Origin of the sequence: Cellulomonas citrea (genome assembly GCF_009829685.1) — a bacterium.
Lineage (GTDB): Bacteria > Actinomycetota > Actinomycetes > Actinomycetales > Cellulomonadaceae > Cellulomonas > Cellulomonas citrea.
In genome coordinates, this window is the sequence record NZ_VWSD01000061.1 from 1 (window position 1) to 17,065 (window position 17,065).

Below are 17,065 nucleotides of genomic sequence, written 5' to 3' on the forward strand. Positions count from 1 at the left end.
GACCGTGCCGCTCGACGAGGCGCCGCAGCTGCCCGCTCCGACCGGTCTGGCCCAGGTGGCCGGGGCGGTCAAGGCCGCCGCGGCGGACGAGCGCACCGGCGTGATCCTCGTGCAGCGGGTCACCGGGCCGGACGGCGCGACGAGCTGGCTGGTCGCGATCCCCGGCACTCAGTCCGGCGGGTTCGGTGGCGACACCGTCACCGACATGTCCACCAACCTCGCGCTCGACGGCGGCCTGCCGGACCAGATGACCAGCGCCGTGCTCGATGCGATGGCGCAGGCCGGGATCCGTCCCGACGACCCCGTCGTGCTGGCCGGGCACAGCCAGGGCGGGATGACCGCGCAGTCGGTGGCCGTCGCCGCCGGGACCGCCTACTCGATCAGGTCCGTCGTCACGTTCGGCTCACCCACCATCCCGCAGCCGATGCCGTCCGGGGTGCGCCTGTTCGCGCTGGAGCAGCAGCAGGAGGCGGTCAACGGCCTCGACGGTGCGGCCGGCACCCGCACGGCGCCCGGGGTCGTCGTCATCCGTGGCGATGCCGCGACGGCGGCCACCGGTCCGACCCCCGGGCCGGTCGCGGCCCACTCGATGGACGGGTACGCGGCCCTCGCGCGCAAGGCCGACGAGGCGTTCGCAGCGGCCGACCGCCAGGTCCCCGGGCTGCCGGTCGCCGACAGCGGGCCGGTCACTGACAGCGGGGACGGCGGTGCGGGCGGTGGCGCCGCCTCCGGTGCGGTCGGATCGGCCGTGCAGGTCACCACCCAGGCGTTCCAGGCGACCCGGGACCCTGCCGTGGTCACCGCGACCGTGCCGACCATGTCGGCGGCGCCGTGAGGCCGGGGGCGCCGGCGACTGAGTGCGCCCGGGTCGGTCCCTGCTCCCTGCGGCCAGGCCGCTCAGCTGTCGGAGCGGCTGGCCGGCACCATCGCGGACAACGCGAAGGAGACCACCGAGACGATGAGCGCGGCCAGCACCGCGCTGCCGAAGTTGTCGATCGTCAGGCCCCAGTGGGTGGCCGAGGTGATCCACGCCGTGAGCAGCAGCATGAGGGCGTTCACGACGAGCGTGAACAGCCCGAGGGTGAGGATGTACAGCGGGATCGACAGCACCTGCACGACGGGCTTGACGACGGCGTTCACGATGCCGAAGACGAGGCCGACCAGCAGGTACACCCCCACCTCCTGGGCGGTCGTGCTCGCGCCCTTGACCGCGACGCCGGGCAGCACGAGGGTGGCGAACCAGATCGCGACGCCGCTGATGATGACCCGCACGATGAATGCCATGCCCCGATCCTGCCAACTGGGCGCGGTGAGTGCACGGGACGCCGGGTTCTGGGCGAGGGTCGGCGCCGGGCTCAGGTCCGGGCCCGGGCCCGCGCACCCGGCGGCCGTGCGCCGAACGTGATCTGCGCGGCCGCTCACCGGCGGGTCGCGCCGACCTCGGGTGGCATGCTGTCCGGGTGACTCGCGTCCCCTTGCGCAGGGCCCTGGCCGACCTCCCCGCCTACGTCCCGGGGGCTCGTCCGCCGGTCGGGGCGCAGGCGTACAAGCTCTCGTCCAACGAGAACCCGTACCCGCCGCTGCCCACCGTGATGGCCGCGATCGCCGACGCCGCCGTCGACGTCAACCGGTACCCCGACATGTACGCGACCGACCTCTCGCAGGCCGTCGCGCAGGCGCTCGGGGTCGGTGCCGACTCGGTGGTGCCGGCGAACGGCTCGGTCGCCGCGCTCGGCCACGTGCTGTCGGCGGTGTGCGAGACCGGTGACGAGGTCGTCCTGCCGTGGCGCTCCTTCGAGGCCTACCCCATCGCCGTGACGCTGGCCGGGGCCGTCGGCGTCCGGGTGCCGGTCGCGGCGGACGGGCGGCTCGACCTGCCCGCGATGGCGGCTGCCGTCACCCCGCGGACCCGGGTGGTGCTCGTCTGCACGCCGAACAACCCCACCGGTCCGGCGGTGCACGCCGACGAGCTGGAGGCCTTCCTCGCGGCGGTGCCCGGTGACGTGCTCGTCGTGCTCGACGAGGCGTACGTCGAGTTCGTCCGCGACCCGCTGGCGGCCGACGGGCTCGCGGCGTTCGCGGCGCACCCCAACGTCGTGCTGCTGCGCACCTTCTCCAAGGCCTACGGGCTGGCCGGCCTGCGGGTCGGCTACGCCGTGGCGCGGCCGCGCATCGCCGCCGGCATCCGGCAGGCCACCACGCCGTTCGGGGTCTCGGGTGTCGCCCAGCTCGCCGCGATCGCCTCGCTCGGGGTGAAGGCCGAGCTCGACCGCCGGGTGGACGCGATCGTCGCCGAGCGCGTCCGGATGCTCGCGGGGCTGCGCGCGCAGGGCTGGACCGTGCCGGACTCGCAGGCGAACTTCGTGTGGCTCGCCCTGGGCGAGGACGCGACCGAGTTCGCCGAGCGGTGCACCCGGGCCGGGGTGATGGTGCGCCCGTTCGCCGGTGACGGGGTGCGGGTGAGCGTCGGCGAGCCCGAGGCGACCGACATCCTGCTCGAGGTCACGCAGGCCGAGCCGCACCGCGTCTGAGACGTCCGCCCGTCGATGCCGGCGGGCTGTGGCAAGCGGGTTGTGGCAGCCCACAAATGGGGGGCTCCGGCGTTGTGGCCGCCCCTTCCGGGGAACCTACGGTCGCGTAGCCTACGCTGGCGTAGGTTCGGCGTCGTCGGGCCGTCAGACCCCAGAAGACCTGCACCACGTCCGGGCCACTCGCCCGGACCACCGGGTGTCGGGCGCCCTCACCGGCCCGGCGCCGCCTGTCCTGCGCGACGGGCACCCCCGAAGCGTCTGCCCTGCACCGGCGCGGCCCACCGGCCCGTCGCGGCGGGGAGAACGGAGCACTGTGAGCCACGACCCCACCGGCCCGCTGTCCGACATCGGACTCGTCCAGCTGCTCGCCCCCACCGGCGAACGCGTCCACGACGAGCGGTTCGACACCTACGCCGCCGACCTGACGAGCGACGACCTGCGCACGATGTACCGCGACATGGTCCTGGTGCGCCGGTTCGACCGGGAGGCCACCGCGCTGCAGCGCCAGGGCGAGCTCGCGCTGTTCGCCCAGTGCGAGGGGCAGGAGGGCGCCCAGATCGGGTCGGCCCACGCCCTCGCCGCGCAGGACCAGGTGTTCCCGTCGTACCGCGAGCACGGGGTGGCGCACGTGCGCGGCATCGACCTGCCCGATGTGCTGCGGCTGTTCCGCGGCGTCGACCAGGGCGGCTGGGACCCCACGCACGGGTTCCACCTCTACACGCTGGTCATCGGCTCGCACGTGCTGCACGCCACCGGGTACGCGATGGGTGTGCAGCGCGACGGTCTGGTCGGCACCGGCGACCCGGCGAAGGACACCACCACCATCGTCTACTTCGGCGACGGCTCGACCGCCCAGGGGGACGTCAACGAGGCGATGGTGTTCGCCGCGGTGAACCACGCACCCGTCGTCTTCTTCTGCCAGAACAACCAGTGGGCGATCTCGGAGCCGACCAGCCGGCAGGCCGTGCGGCCGATCGCTGACCGGGCGCCCGGGTTCGGCATCCCGTCGGTCCGGGTGGACGGCAACGACCCGGTCGCCTGCTACGCCGTGACCCGGTGGGCCGCCCAGCGCGCCCGCGACGGCCAGGGCCCGACGTTCGTCGAGGCGCTCACCTACCGGATGGGTGCGCACACCACGTCCGACGACCCGACGCGCTACCGCACGAGCGAGGAGGAGGAGACCTGGCGCCGGCGCGACCCCATCGACCGGCTGCGGGCCCACCTGGTCGCGTCCGGCGAGCTGTCGCCGGCGTTCGAGGCCGAGGTCGCCCAGGCGGCCGACGAGCTGGGCGAGCGCATCCGCACGCAGGTCAGGGCGATGCAGGCCCCGGCCAAGGCCGAGATCTTCGAGCACGTCTACGCCACGGCGCACTCCGTCGTCGACGGCGAACGTGCCTGGTACACCGAGTACGAACGTTCCTTCCTCGACGCGGAGGGCCAGCGATGACCATGACGAGCGAACGGACCGCGCCGGTGGCGACCGGGGTGCAGCGGCTGCCGATGGCCAAGGCGATCAACGCCGGGCTGCGGCGCGCCCTCGCCGAGGACGACCACGTCATGCTCATGGGCGAGGACATCGGCCGGCTCGGCGGTGTGTTCCGGGTGACCGACGGGCTGCACGCCGACTTCGGCGACACCCGCGTCGTCGACACCCCGCTGGCGGAGTCCGGCATCGTCGGCACCGCGATCGGGCTGGCGCTGCGCGGCTACCGGCCGGTGTGCGAGATCCAGTTCGACGGGTTCATCTTCCCGGCGTTCGACCAGATCACCACCCAGCTCGCCAAGATGCACTACCGGTCGCGCGGGCGGCTCACGCTGCCGGTGGTGATCCGGGTGCCGTTCGGCGGTGCCATCGGGGCGATCGAGCACCACAGCGAGTCACCCGAGGTGCTGTTCGCGCACACCGCGGGGCTGCGCGTGGTGAGCCCGTCGACGCCGGCCGAGGCGTACACGATGATCCGCCAGGCCATCGCCAGCCCGGACCCGGTGCTGTTCTTCGAGCCCAAGTCCCGGTACTGGGAGAAGGGCGAGGTCGACCTGGACGCCCCGGCCGACCCGCTCGGCCTGGACAAGGCCCGTGTGGTGCGCCCCGGCACCGACGTCACCGTGGTGGCGTACGGCCCGACGGTGGCCACCGCGCTCAAGGCGGCCGACGCGGCCGCGGCCGAGGGCACCTCGATCGAGGTGGTCGACCTGCGCGCGATCTCGCCGCTGGACGTCGCGACCGTCGCCGAGTCGGTGCGACGCACCGGCCGGTGCGTCGTCGTGCACGAGGCGCCGGTGCTCTACGGCGTCGGGGCCGAGGTGGCCGCGCGGGTCACCGAGGAGTGCTTCTACTCGTTGGAGGCGCCTGTGCTGCGGGTCGGCGGGTTCCACATGCCGTACCCGGTGGCCAAGCTCGAGCACGAGTACCTGCCCTCCCTGGACCGCGTGCTCGACGCGGTCGACCGCACGATGGGGTTCTGATGCCGACGTACCAGCAGTTCCTGCTCCCCGACGCCGGGGAGGGCCTCACCGAGGCCGAGATCGTCGAGTGGCGGGTGGCCGTCGGTGACACGGTGGCCGTCAACCAGGTGATCGTCGAGATCGAGACCGCCAAGTCGCTCGTCGAGCTGCCGTCCCCGTGGGCCGGTGTGGTCAGCCGCGTGCTCGTGCCGGTGGGGACGACGGTCGAGGTGGGTGCCCCGATCGTCGAGATCGACGTGGACCCGGGCGGTGCGCCCGCGCCCGCATCGGCTCCGGACGGGGTCGGGCACACGCTCGTCGGCCCCGACCGGTCGTCGGTCGAGCCGGGCGGCGCCGACGAGCTGGCTGCGGCCGGTCCGGAGCCGCGCACCGCCGTGCTCGTCGGGTACGGCGTGGGTGAGCAGGGGTCGGGTCGTCGGCCGCGGCGTGCGCCAGCGGGCGCGACCCCCGTCGCGTCCGCACCGGTCCCGGCACCCGCCCCGGTCCCGGCCGCCGCGCCCGCGCCCTCGCCCGTTCCCGCGCACCGTCCGCCGCACGCCCTGGCCAAGCCGCCGGTGCGCAAGCTGGCCCGCGACCTGGGCATCGACCTGGACGCCATCGCCGGGACGGGCCCCGGCGGGATCGTCACCCGTGAGGACCTCGAGGCGCACGGCACCAAGGCGGAGCCGCAGCGGCTGGCCACCTACGTCGGCGACGACCGGCCGTGGCTCGCCTCGGGTGTCGTGTCGATCGACGGGCGCCAGACCCGGGTCCCGGTGAAGTCGGTCCGCAAGCGCACCGCCGAGGCGATGGTGGCCAGCGCGTTCACCGCCCCGCACGTGACGGTGTTCCACACGGTCGACGTCACCCGCACCATGCGCCTCGTGGCGCGGCTGCGCGAGGACAAGGAGTTCGCCGACGTCCGGGTGACCCCGCTGCTCATCGCGGCCAAGGCCCTGCTGCTCGCGGTCAACCGGCACCCCGAGATCAACGCGAGCTGGGACGACGCGGCCCAGGAGATCGTCTACAAGCACTACATCAATCTCGGCATCGCGGCGGCGACCCCGCGCGGGTTGCTCGTCCCCAACATCAAGGACGCGCACCGGCTCGGCCTGCACGAGCTCGCCCAGGCCATCGCCGAGCTCACCGCCACCGCTCGCAGCGGGAGGACCAGCCCCGCCGACCTGTCCGACGGGACCATCACGGTGACCAACGTCGGGGTGTTCGGCATCGACACCGGGACGCCGATCCTCAACCCGGGGGAGGCCGCGATCCTGGCCTTCGGCTCGATCCGTGAGCAGCCGTGGGTGCACAAGGGCAAGGTCAAGGTGCGTCAGGTGACCCAGCTCGCGCTGAGCTTCGACCACCGCCTGGTCGACGGTGCGCTCGGCTCGCGCGTGCTGGCCGACGTCGCCGCCGTGCTGGGCGACCCGGCGCGCGGGTTGGTGTGGGGCTGACCGGGGCAGTGGTCGCAGGCGCCTAGGCTCGGTCGGTGCGGTCGATCGTCCTGGACACCCGGCCGCTGCGGGTCTCCCGGGACTTCCGGGACCTGTGGCTGGGGCTGTCGGTCGCCAACCTCGGCGCCCAGCTCACCGTGGTCGCGGTCGGGCTGCAGGTGTACGCGCTCACCCGGTCGACCCCCGCGGTCGGGCTGCTCGGGCTGTGCGCGCTCGTCCCGCTCGTGGTGTTCGGGCTGTACGGCGGGGCGGTCGTGGACCGGTACGACCGGCGCCGGGTGGCCCTCGTCTCGGGTCTGGTGGGCTGGGTGGCGGTGCTCGGGCTGCTGGCGCAGGCGCTGGCGCACAACACCCACGTCGAGCTGCTCTACGTCCTGGTCGCCGTCGAGTCGGCCGCCAACGCGGTGACCAGCCCGGCGCGCAGCGCGATCGTGCCGCGGCTCGTGCCGGCCGACCTCATGGCGGCGGCCAACGCGCTGAGCACGCTCGGCTGGAACGTCGCGCTCACCGTCGGGCCGCTGCTGGGTGCGCTGCTCGTCGCCGGACCCGGGTACGCCGTGGCGTACGGCGCCGATGCGGTGCTCTTCACGTTCGCCCTGGTGGCGGTGCTGCGGCTGCCGCCGATCCCGCCCGAGCCCGGCGCACCGCAGACCACCGGGCTGCGTTCGGTGCGCGACGGTCTGGTGTACCTGGCCGGTCAGCCGAACCTGCGGATGACGTTCGTCGTCGACATCATCGCGATGATGACGGCGATGCCCCGGGTGCTGTTCCCGGCCGTCGGGCTGCTGTTCCTCGGGGGTGGGGCGGCCACGACGGGTGCGCTCACGGCGGCCATCGCGGCGGGCGGCATCGCCGCGGGGCTGCTCTCGGGCGGGCTGACCCGGCGGCGTCGGCAGGGGCGGATCATCACCTGGGCGATCACCGCCTGGGGTGCCGCGGTCGCGGCGTTCGGGCTCGTCCTCGTGGTGGCAGGCCCGACCCACCCCGCACGGGTGCTGCCGCTGGCGCTGGGCGCCGCGCTGGTGGTGCTCGCCGTCGCCGGTGCGGCCGATGCCATCAGCCAGGTGTTCCGCATGACGATCCTGGTGACGGCCGTGCCTGACGCGCTGCGGGGCAGGTTGCAGGGGGTGTCCACGGTCGTGGTCGCCGGCGGGCCCCGGCTGGGCGAGCTGGCGCTCGGGGCGCTGGCCGGCCGGGTCGGCGAGCAGTGGGCGGCGCTGCTCGGCGGTCTGGTCTGCATCGGGCTGCTGTGGCTGGCGGTCGGGCTGCAGCGCACCTTCTGGCGGTACGACGCGGCGCATCCGACGCCGTGAGCGCCCGGCCCTGCCGTGCCGTGGCCGACGCCGGACGTCGTGGGAGCGCGACCACCAGCGTCCACCCAGCGGGCGCACAGCGGGCCGTGACCACAGGAGCGCCGGCCAGACCCATCTGGGTGAATCGGGCCAAGTCCGGACATTTCCATCCTTGACCCTGGGTGCGGCACCCCGCAGGCTCACGGTGGACGGGGGTGAGGCACCCCCCGGGGTCGGTGCCGTCGAGAGGTGGCTGCGGTGGACGTGCGAGCAGGTGGGTCGGCGGGTTCCGCCGTCGACCCTGCCGCCGCCGAGCCCCGCACCGCCGTCGCCGTCGACCCCGGCAGCGCGTGGGGCGCGGCCACCGGAGCCGAGTTCCTCGACCGGCCGTGCCCCCGGCACCCTGCCGACGCCGGGCCGAGCGACGCCGGCGTGTTCCGGACGGTCGTGGACACCAGCCCGGTCGGCCTGGCGGTCCTGGAGCCCGACGGGTGCTGCACCTACGTCAACCCCTCGATGCGGCGGCTCGTGCACTGCGACACCGAACGGTTCGGGCCCTGGGCCCGACGCTGGCTGCGGCTGCCCTGCGACGGCGAGGTCGCACCGGCCGACCCGAGCCGGTCCGGTCCCGAGGGATCCACCCTCATCGCGACCGAGCGCCGGCTCGAGCTGCCCGACGGGACCGCCATCTGGGCCTTCCTCGAGTTCACGCTGCTGCGCGACGAGCGCGACGGCTCGGTGAGCACGCACATCCGCCTCACCGACGTCACCGAACGGCACCGGCTCGAGGCCGAGCTGCGTGCGGCCGAGGCGCAGTACCGGGTGCTCGTCGAGCGGCTGCCGGCGATCGTCTACGCGGCCGAGCCGGGGGCCGACGGCCGCTGGCTGTACGTCAGCCCGCAGATCGAGCGGCTGCTCGGGTTCACCGTCGAGGAGTGGTTGGCCGACCCCACGCTCTGGTACCGGCAGCTGCACCCCGACGACAGGGCTGTCGCGCTCGCCGGCGACGTCGACCTCGCCTCCCGAGGCCCGTCCCCGAGCACGTCCCCGCTCACCTACCGCATGCTGCGACGGGACCGGACCATCATCTGGGTGCGCGACTCGGCCTCGGTGGTGCTCGACTCCGACGGCCGCCCGGTCTACCACGGCGTGCTCGCCGACGTCACGGCCGAGCGTGCGCTCGAGGAGCGGCTCGCCTACCTGGCGGACCACGACCAGCTCACCGGGCTGCTCAACAGCAGCGCCTTCTCCGAACGGCTGACCACGTCCCTGAGTGACCTGTCGTCCGGCGAGCTGGTGGGGCTCGTCTTCATCGACCTGGACAAGTTCAAGGCCGTCAACGACTCCTACGGCCACGGTGTGGGGGACGCGTTGCTGCGGCAGGTCGGCCAGTCGCTCACCGCCTCGTTCCGGTCGCTGCCGGGCACCGAGGTGGGGCGGCTCGGTGGCGACGAGTTCGCGGTGCTCGTCCGCGGTGCCGACGAGATCGCCGTGGAGCGGATCGCGGCCCGGGCTCTGGTCGCCGTCGAACGCGCGTCGGTGCAGGTCAACGGGCGTCTCATCGGCGTCGGCGCGAGCGTCGGCGTCGCGCTCGGCACCACCGGTGACGAGGCCGGGTTGCTGCTGGGGAGGTCGGACCGCGCCATGTACCGGGCCAAGACCCGCGGCGGCGGTCGGGTGAGCCGCGAGCGCACCGCCTGAGCGACGGACCCGGCCGGGAACGTCCGGTCTGAGTCCCGGTGCGCCGAGGTGGCGGAGCGCCCACGCCCGGCCGGCGTGGGCGCTCCGCGCGTGGTCAGGGGCGCGGCACGTTGCGCAGGTTGGATCGGGCCATCGCCATGACCTCGCCCAGCCCGCCGCCGAGCACCTCCTTGCTCATCGCCGCGGTGAAGCCGGTGATCTGCTTGGCGGTGATCTTCGGCGGGATGGACAGCGCGCGCGGGTCGGTCACCAGGTCGACGAGCGCCGGTCCGTCGTGCGCGAACGCCTCGCGCAGGGCCTCGCGGATCTTGGTCGGCTCGGTGACCCGGGTGGACGGGATGCCGAGCGAGGAGGCCAGCGCCGCGTAGTCGACCGACGGGGAGTCGGTGGCGTACGACGGCAGCCCGTCGACCAGCATCTCCAGCCGCACCATGCCGAGCGTGGCGTTGTCGAACACGACGATCTTCACCGGCAGGTCGTACTGCACGACGGTGATGAGCTCGCCGAGCAGCATGGACAGCCCGCCGTCGCCGACGATCGCCACCACCTGGCGCTGGTCGTCCTTGCGGGCCTTCGGGTCGTGGGTGGCCATCGCGGCGCCGATCGCGTGCGAGAGCGAGTTGGCCATGGACCCGTGCAGGAAGGAGCCGATGACGCGGCGCCCGCCGGTCGGGGTGATGTAGCGCGCGGCCCACACGTTGCCCATCCCGGTGTCGACGGTGAAGACCGCGTTCGAGCGGGCCTCCTCGTCGAGCACGACGGCGGCGTACTCGGGGTGGATCGGCAGGGTGTGCTCGACGTCCTTGGTGTAGGCGCCGACCACCCCGGACATGGCCTTGTGGTGCTTGGCGACCATCTTGTCGAGGAACCGGCGGTCCTTCTTCTTGGTCACGAGCGGCAGCAGCGCGCGCACCGTCTCGCCGACGTCGGCGAGCACGACGAGGTCGTTGCGGGTGCGGCGGCCCAGGTGGGTGGGGTCGATCTCGACCTGGGCGGTGCGCACGTCGGCGGGCAGGAACTGGTCGTACGGGAAGTCGGTGCCGAGCAGCACGAGCAGGTCGGCGCCCTCCATCGCGGTCTGGCAGGCGCCGTAGCCGAGCAGCCCGGACATGCCGACGTCGAACGGGTTGTCCTCCTGGATCCACTCCTTGCCGCGCAGCGTGTGCCCGACGGGGGCGGCGACCTTGTCGGCCAGCGCGATGACGTCCTTGGCGGCGTGCTTGACGCCCGCGCCGGCGAAGAAGGTGACCTTCTCGGCGGCGTCGATGGCCTCGGCCAGGGCGGCGAGCGCACCGGCGTCGGGCACCACGTGCGGGGCGGGCGGCGGCAGCAGCACGTCGATCCCGTCCTCGACCGCGTCGGCGTCGGCGACGTCACCCGGCAGCGTGAGCACGGCGACGCCCGGGGCGCCGTAGGCGTGGTGGATGGCCGAGCGGATGACGCGGGGCGCCTGCGTGGCCGAGCTGATCATCTCCGAGTACACCGAGCACTCGACGAAGAGCCGGTCGGGGTGGGTCTCCTGGAAGTACCCGGTGCCGATCTGGTGGCTGGGGATGTGCGAGGCGATGGCCAGGACGGGGACGCGGCTGCGGTTGGCGTCGTACAGGCCGTTGATGAGGTGCAGGTTCCCCGGGCCGCAGGACCCGGCGCAGACGGCGAGGCGGCCGGTGAGCTCGGCCTCGGCGGCGGCGGCGAAGGCACCGGCCTCCTCGTGCCGGACGTGCACCCAGGAGATGTCGGCACCGCCGTCCTTGGCCCGCCGGATGGCGTCGACGACGGGGTTGAGGCTGTCGCCCACGATCCCGTAGACGTGCCGCACCCCGGCGGCGATGAGCTGGCTGATGAGCTGGTCGGCGAGCGTGCGACGCGCCATGGGAAGACCCTCCGATGAGATCCGAATTCATCCCATCATTACGCGCACCTAGGACCTTTGTCACATCCTCGGGCGCGTCGCGCGCTCAGGCCTCCGGGTCGGCCGTCTCCACGAACGACTGCCGCCGCAGCGTCGGCGCGGCGGCCAGGGCGCTCACCAGCACGACGATCCCGGCCGCCGCAGCCACGAAGAAGCCACCCCGCGAGCCGTGCGCATCGATCATCGCGCCGGCCACCGCCGAGCCGACGCTCACCCCCACCCCGATCGAGGTGCCCAGGAACGTGAGCCCCTCGGTGAGCCGGTGCCCCGGCACGAGCACCGAGACCAGCGCGTTGCCGTTGATGATCGTCGGGGCGATGGTGAGCCCGGTGACGAGCATCGCGATCGCGAGCTCCCACAGGTTCGTGACCAGGGCGAACGAGCTGATGCACAGCGCCAGCGCCACCGTGCCGACGAGGAACCGGCGCGACAGCGGGACGGTGAGCGCCCGCGTGCCGTAGACCAGCCCGGCGAGCAGCGAGCCCACCCCGAACGCCCCGAGGATCACCCCGGCGAGCGCCTTGTGCCCCTGCTCGGTGGCCAGCGCCACGGTCGCGACATCGGTCGCGCCGAAGATCGAGCCGATCGCGACGAACACCGCGAGCAGCGCCCCCATCCCCGGCGCGGTGAGCACCGTGCCGCGCGGGCGCGGGGTGGACCGCGGCGCCGGGGGCGGGGCCGTCCGGCGCTGGGCCAGGAACCACAGCCCGCCGACGACCATCGCCACCCCGGGCACCACGAGCCCCGCGGTCGGGTGCACCGAGGTGGCCAGCACCGTCGTGATGACCGGCCCGATGATGAAGACGACCTCGTCGAGCGCCGACTCCCAGGAGTAGGCAGCGTGCAGCCGGGCGGGCTCGTCGCGCAGCAGCAGCGTCCAGCGCGCCCGGACGAGGGCCCCGAACGGACCCATCCCGGCCCCGGTGACCACCGCCGCGACGAACACCCACGCCGACGGGGCCTTGAGCATCCCCGCGACCAGCAGCGCCGTCAGCCCCACCGCGCTCACCGCGACGGCGGGGCGCATCACCCGGGCCTGGCCGTACCGGTCCACCAGGTTGGCGAGCACCGGGCTGCACACCGCCTGCGCGACGATGTACGCCCCGCTCACCTGACCGGCCAGGCCGTAGCTGCCGTACACCGCCTGGACCATGAGCACGGTGCCGATGCCGACCATGGACATCGGCATCCGGGCCAGGACGCCGGCGGCGGAGAATCGCAGGGCCCCGGGGCGTGCGAGCACGTCGCGGTAGGGGCTGAGCATCAGGACATCCTCTCATCGACCTGCGACACACCCGCGGGGCCCTCGGCGGGCGGGGGCGCGCGCGGCGGGTGACGATCTGTCCATGACGCAGCCCGAAGGTCTCCAGGTGGTCGAGGTCCCCGATCGGCGACGGTTCGAGATCCGCACGGCGGACGGGCAACGGATCGGCGAGGCCGACTACGAGCGGATCGGGCCGCTGCTGGCGTTCACCCACACCGAGGTCGACCCGGCCCACGAGGGTCAGGGCGTCGCGTCACAGCTCGTCCGTGGGGCGCTCGACCAGGTGCGGGCGTCGGGACGGCAGATCGTCGCCTACTGCCCGTACGTGCGCGAGTGGCTGCGCCGCCACCCGGACTACCAGGACCTGGTGGACCAGCCTGCCGTCGAGCGCTGACCCTGCGGCGGACGGCGCACGCCCGGCCGGGTGTGCGCCGCCCGGCCTCGTCAGGCCAGCGCGGCCGAGACCACCTGCTTCGCCTCGTCCTGCACCCGCGCGAGGTGCTCGGCCGAGACGAACGACTCGGCGTAGATCTTGTAGACGTCCTCAGTGCCGGACGGGCGCGCGGCGAACCACGCGTCCTTCGTCGTCACCTTGAGGCCGCCGATCGACGCACCGTTGCCGGGGGCCGCGGTGAGCTTGGCCGTGATCTCCTGACCGGCCAGCGACGTGGCGCTCACCTGCTCGGGGGACAGGGCGGCCAGGGTCGCCTTCTCCTCGCGGCTCGCGGCGGCGTCGATCCGGGCGTACCAGGACTGCCCGAACCGCTCCACCAGCTCGGCGTGGTGCTGGCTCGGCGACCGGCCGGTGGTGGCCAGGATCTCGGAGGCCAGCAGCGCCGGGAGCAGCCCGTCCTTGTCCGTCGTCCAGACCGTGCCGTCCTTGCGCAGGAAGCTCGCGCCCGCCGACTCCTCGCCGCCGAACCCGACCGACCCGTCCACCAGCCCGGGCACGAACCACTTGAAGCCGACCGGCACCTCGAGCAGCGTGCGGCCGAGCGAGGCGGCGACCCGGTCGATGAGCGAGGACGAGACCAGCGTCTTGCCGATCGCGGTGCCGGCGCCCCAGCCCGGGCGCGCCCCGCCGAACAGGTAGGCGATGGCCACCGCCAGGTAGTGGTTGGGGTTCATCAGCCCGGCGTCCGGCGTGACGATGCCGTGCCGGTCGGAGTCGGCGTCGTTGCCGGTCGCGATGTCGTACGGCGCATCGCCCTGCATCCGCGCCACCAGGCTCGCCATGGCGTACGGCGACGAGCAGTCCATCCGGATCTTGCCGTCCCAGTCGAGCGTCATGAACGCCCAGCGCGGGTCGACGGTCGGGTTCACCACGGTGAGGTCGAGGCCGTAGCGCTCGCCGATCTCGCCCCAGTACTCCACGCTCGCCCCGCCCAGCGGGTCGGCGCCGATGCGCACCCCGGCGGCCCGGATCGCGTCGAGGTCGACGACGTTCGCCAGGTCGTCGACGTACGAGCTCAGGTAGTCGTGCTTCTTCGTGGTGTCGGCCGCCAGCGCCCGGGCCAGGGGCACCCGCGGGACCTGCCGCCAGTCGCCGCGCAGGATCTGGTTGGCCCGGTCCGCGATCCAGCCGGTCGCGTCCGACCCGGCGGGGCCGCCGTGCGGCGGGTTGTACTTGAAGCCGCCGTCGCGCGGCGGGTTGTGGCTCGGGGTCACGACGATGCCGTCGGCCAGGCCCGGGCCCTGGGTGCGCACGCCCTGCGACGAACCCGCACCGTTGTGCCGCAGGATCGCGTGGCTCACGGCCGGCGTCGGCGTCCAGGAGTCGCGCGCGTCGACGTGCACCTCGACACCCGCGGCGGCCAGCACCTCGAGCGCCGTGGCCCAGGCCGGTTCGGACAGGCCGTGCGTGTCGCGGCCGATGAACAGCGGGCCATCGGTGCCCTGGTTGCGCCGGTACTCCACGATCGCCGCGGTGATCGCGACGATGTGCGCCTCGTTGAACGCCGTGTCGAAGGCGCTGCCGCGGTGGCCGCTGGTGCCGAACACCACCTGCTGGCGTGGGTCGTCCGGGTCCGGGACGAGGTCGTGGTACGCCGCGACGAGGGTGTCCACGTCGATGAGGTCGGCGGGCTGGGCGAGGGTTCCGGCGCGCGGGTCCATGCCGCGATCCTCTCTCATCCTGCCGACACTGGCCCAGCCCGAGGGTCCCGGGGCCGCGCCCGCGCGTCGTGCACCGTCGGGGGACCGCACCTGGCGCAGCGTCGTGCACCGCGCGCGGCGCGCTGGGGTCGGCCCGGTAGCCTGCGGGCATGGCCACCGGTGACTTCGTCCTGCGACCGTTCGAGACCCTCCCCGCCGAGCCGGACTGGGTGGCGCTCAAGGAGCTGGTGCCGGCCGCCACCGCGACCGCCCGCACCACGGCCGAGCACGGGGCGCGCGACGTCGTCGTCACCACCGCGCTGCCGTCGGCCTGGCACGCGCTGCACCGCACCGACGGGCAGCTGCTCCTCGCGCTGCAGACCCTCGGCGGCTCCGGCGACGCCAGCCGCGACCTGGCCGCCGCGCTGCTGCGCGCCATCGAGAGCGAGCCCGGCACCGCCGTGGAGACCCTCGGCCTGCCGACCCCCGGGCCGCGTCTGCAGGACGTGCTCGACCTGACGGTGCCCTTCGAGGTCACCGTCCGCGACTCCTTCGAGTACTGGCTGGACCCGACCGTCGAGCGCACCCCGCAGATCGAGCAGGCGCTGCAGGACGCCGACGCCGGGATCCTGCGCACCGCCCGGCTCGAGGGCGTCGACGCCGCGTACTGGACCCGGATGGGTGCGAAGGAGTACCTGCGCTGGGCCCAGCCGCTCGGCGAGCAGCAGGTGCTCGACGGTCTGGCCCGCCTGCACGGGGCCCGCGCCTCGGCCTTCGACGGCGGTCGCTTCCTCGGCTACTTCCGGTCCTGCGGGATCGTCGTGCCGGTGTGGGAGCTGGCACGCGGCAGCGAGCCGGAGGACACCCAGGCGGCGCTCGCCGCGTTCGCCCCCCGGTTCTTCGAGGCCATCGCCGACGAGACCCCGCTCGACGCCAATGCCCGCCGTGCCCGCGCCGGCCTCGTCGCCCGGCAGGTCACGCTGCGCTGACGACGCTCGACATCGACAGATCGATAGGGTGGGTCGCGTGAGCGTGACCCCGGAGCCGGGACGCCCGGCCCGCACCAGCAAGCCGCGGCTGCGGGTCGCCGCTGTCATCCCGGCGAAGGACGAGGCCCGGCGCATCGCCGCGACGGTCCGTGCGGCCCGGGCCATCCCGCACGTCGACCTCGTGCTCGTCGTCGACGACGGGTCGGAGGACGCGACCCAGCACGTCGCGCGGGACGCCGGGGCCGTCGTCGTCCGGCACTCGCACAACCGCGGCAAGGCGGCCGCGATGGAGACCGGGGCCGCCGTCGTGGCGATGCGGGACACCCCCGAACGGCCCGCCCGTGCGCTGCTGTTCCTCGACGGCGACCTCGCCGATACCGCGGTGAACACCGCACCGCTCGTCGCACCGGTGCTCAGCGGTGAGGTCGACGTCACCATCGCGACGCTGCCCCCGCAGCCCGGTGCCGGCGGCCACGGCTTCGTCACCGGTGCGGCCCGGCGGGCGATCACCCAGCTCACCGGCTGGACGCCCACCCAGCCGCTGTCCGGGATGCGCTGCCTCACCCGGGAGGCCTACGAGGCCGCGACCCCGCTGGCCCGGGGCTGGGGCGTCGAGGTCGGCATGACGATCGACCTGCTGCGCGCCGGGTTCCGGGTGCTCGAGGTGCCGTGCGAGCTCAAGCACCGGCCGTCCGGCTCCGACCTGCGCGGTCAGCTGCACCGCGCGGCGCAGTACCGGGACGTGCAGCTCGCGATCAACGCCCGTCGGGTGCGGTACGCGGCGTCGACCCTGCGGTCGAAGACGCGCTGAGCCGCTCCAGCCGCCAGCTCGCGGCGAGGGCCACGAGGCACGGCACGGCCAGCGCCAGCCCGGTGGCCGGGATGACGATGCCCGAGTCGTTCACCAGGAAGCCCAGCACCATCGCGACCGCCACGGCCGTCGTCGTCGGGCGCAGCAGGGGTTCGTCGCGCACCAGACCGGTGAGCGGTTCGCGCGGCAGGCGCGGTGGCCCCCAGCGCCCGGGGCCGCCGACGGCCGCGACGGTGAGCGCCGTCCCGGCCGCCGTCGCCAGCACGTAGCGCCACGAGGTGAGCACCCGCAGGTTGGTCGCGATCTTGCGCCCGAGCACCGGCCACAGCCCGCCGCCGACGACCGTCGCGACGAACCGGCCCAGGTGGGTGCGGTCGGTCGCGGGCCGGGCGTAGTCGAGCAGCGCGAGGCCGATGACGACGGCCGCCGCCGCGCCCAGCACGAGGAGCGCGCTGCGCCAGCGGATCTTGCGGCCCGCCACGACGAACCCGAGCAGCGCGAACGCCGGCAGCAGCGCCGGCGGCCCGCCGAAGTCCGAGCCCATCCCCGGCACGCCGTCCACCGCGGTC

Annotated in this window: 14 protein-coding genes and 1 pseudogene; 10 read left to right on the forward strand and 5 right to left on the reverse strand. The window is 74.1% G+C overall.

Annotated features, from left to right (window positions below; translation table 11 throughout):
* On the forward strand, nucleotides 1-835 hold an 835-nt coding region (locus tag F2B26_RS08645), incomplete at its 5' end, for a PGAP1-like alpha/beta domain-containing protein (protein ID WP_235929575.1).
* Nucleotides 836-897: 62 nt separating this feature from the next.
* On the opposite strand, the gene F2B26_RS08650 is transcribed toward F2B26_RS08645, so the two are convergent.
* On the reverse strand, nucleotides 898-1,284 hold the full coding sequence (locus F2B26_RS08650; protein WP_159808407.1) for a phage holin family protein: 387 nt from the start codon (nucleotides 1,282-1,284) through the stop codon (nucleotides 898-900).
* A 176-nt stretch (nucleotides 1,285-1,460) separates the two neighbouring features.
* Between F2B26_RS08650 and hisC the strand changes: the two genes are divergently transcribed.
* From hisC to F2B26_RS08680, 6 genes are all read left to right on the forward strand, one after another.
* Nucleotides 1,461-2,531, forward strand: a complete 1,071-nt coding sequence (hisC, locus tag F2B26_RS08655; protein WP_159808409.1) for a histidinol-phosphate transaminase — start codon at nucleotides 1,461-1,463, stop codon at nucleotides 2,529-2,531.
* A 313-nt stretch (nucleotides 2,532-2,844) separates the two neighbouring features.
* Nucleotides 2,845-3,978 (forward strand): pyruvate dehydrogenase (acetyl-transferring) E1 component subunit alpha, encoded by a 1,134-nt coding sequence (pdhA, locus tag F2B26_RS08660; protein WP_201292673.1) that lies wholly within the window; start codon nucleotides 2,845-2,847, stop codon nucleotides 3,976-3,978.
* Nucleotides 3,975-4,997: an alpha-ketoacid dehydrogenase subunit beta gene (locus tag F2B26_RS08665; RefSeq protein ID WP_159808411.1), complete on the forward strand. Its 1,023-nt coding sequence runs from the start codon at nucleotides 3,975-3,977 to the stop codon at nucleotides 4,995-4,997. Before pdhA ends, F2B26_RS08665 begins: the two co-directional genes overlap by 4 nt.
* Nucleotides 4,997-6,433: a dihydrolipoamide acetyltransferase family protein gene (locus tag F2B26_RS08670; RefSeq protein ID WP_159808413.1), complete on the forward strand. Its 1,437-nt coding sequence runs from the start codon at nucleotides 4,997-4,999 to the stop codon at nucleotides 6,431-6,433. The genes F2B26_RS08665 and F2B26_RS08670 overlap by 1 nt, the downstream gene beginning before the upstream one ends.
* A 35-nt stretch (nucleotides 6,434-6,468) precedes the next feature.
* On the forward strand, nucleotides 6,469-7,746 hold the full coding sequence (locus F2B26_RS08675; protein ID WP_159808415.1) for an MFS transporter: 1,278 nt from the start codon (nucleotides 6,469-6,471) through the stop codon (nucleotides 7,744-7,746).
* Between the two features lie 237 nt (nucleotides 7,747-7,983).
* On the forward strand, nucleotides 7,984-9,426 hold the full coding sequence (locus tag F2B26_RS08680; RefSeq protein ID WP_159808417.1) for a diguanylate cyclase domain-containing protein: 1,443 nt from the start codon (nucleotides 7,984-7,986) through the stop codon (nucleotides 9,424-9,426).
* Between the two features lie 94 nt (nucleotides 9,427-9,520).
* Here the strand turns inward: F2B26_RS08680 and F2B26_RS08685 are convergent, their stop codons facing one another.
* Both F2B26_RS08685 and F2B26_RS08690 read right to left on the reverse strand, forming a co-directional pair.
* On the reverse strand, nucleotides 9,521-11,299 hold the full coding sequence (locus tag F2B26_RS08685) for a pyruvate dehydrogenase (RefSeq protein ID WP_159808419.1): 1,779 nt from the start codon (nucleotides 11,297-11,299) through the stop codon (nucleotides 9,521-9,523).
* A gap of 85 nt (nucleotides 11,300-11,384) precedes the next feature.
* Nucleotides 11,385-12,602 (reverse strand): MFS transporter, encoded by a 1,218-nt coding sequence (locus F2B26_RS08690; protein ID WP_159808421.1) that lies wholly within the window; start codon nucleotides 12,600-12,602, stop codon nucleotides 11,385-11,387.
* Nucleotides 12,603-12,684: 82 nt separating this feature from the next.
* Here F2B26_RS08690 and F2B26_RS08695 point away from each other — a divergent pair, with 82 nt between their 5' ends.
* Complete coding sequence (locus F2B26_RS08695) at nucleotides 12,685-12,996, forward strand: GNAT family N-acetyltransferase (RefSeq protein ID WP_159808423.1); 312 nt, start codon at nucleotides 12,685-12,687, stop codon at nucleotides 12,994-12,996.
* A gap of 50 nt (nucleotides 12,997-13,046) precedes the next feature.
* Here the strand turns inward: F2B26_RS08695 and pgm are convergent, their stop codons facing one another.
* Nucleotides 13,047-14,717 carry a phosphoglucomutase (alpha-D-glucose-1,6-bisphosphate-dependent) gene (gene pgm / locus F2B26_RS08700; RefSeq protein ID WP_159808425.1) on the reverse strand — a complete coding sequence of 557 codons (1,671 nt, stop codon included), beginning with the start codon at nucleotides 14,715-14,717 and terminating at the stop codon, nucleotides 13,047-13,049.
* 149 nt (nucleotides 14,718-14,866) lie between these two features.
* Between pgm and F2B26_RS08705 the strand changes: the two genes are divergently transcribed.
* Together F2B26_RS08705 and F2B26_RS08710 are read left to right on the forward strand one after the other, a co-directional pair.
* Nucleotides 14,867-15,685, forward strand: coding sequence for a DUF5926 family protein (locus F2B26_RS08705; protein ID WP_159808427.1), 819 nt, complete (start codon nucleotides 14,867-14,869; stop codon nucleotides 15,683-15,685).
* Nucleotides 15,686-15,722: 37 nt separating this feature from the next.
* The gene (locus F2B26_RS08710; RefSeq protein WP_235929576.1) at nucleotides 15,723-16,496 is read left to right on the forward strand and encodes a glycosyltransferase family 2 protein; all 774 of its coding nucleotides are present in this window, start codon (nucleotides 15,723-15,725) and stop codon (nucleotides 16,494-16,496) included.
* Here the strand turns inward: F2B26_RS08710 and F2B26_RS08715 are convergent.
* Nucleotides 16,441-17,065, reverse strand: a pseudogene (locus F2B26_RS08715) (hypothetical protein); the annotation flags it as partial. The gene F2B26_RS08710 and the pseudogene F2B26_RS08715 sit on opposite strands and share 56 nt — an antisense overlap.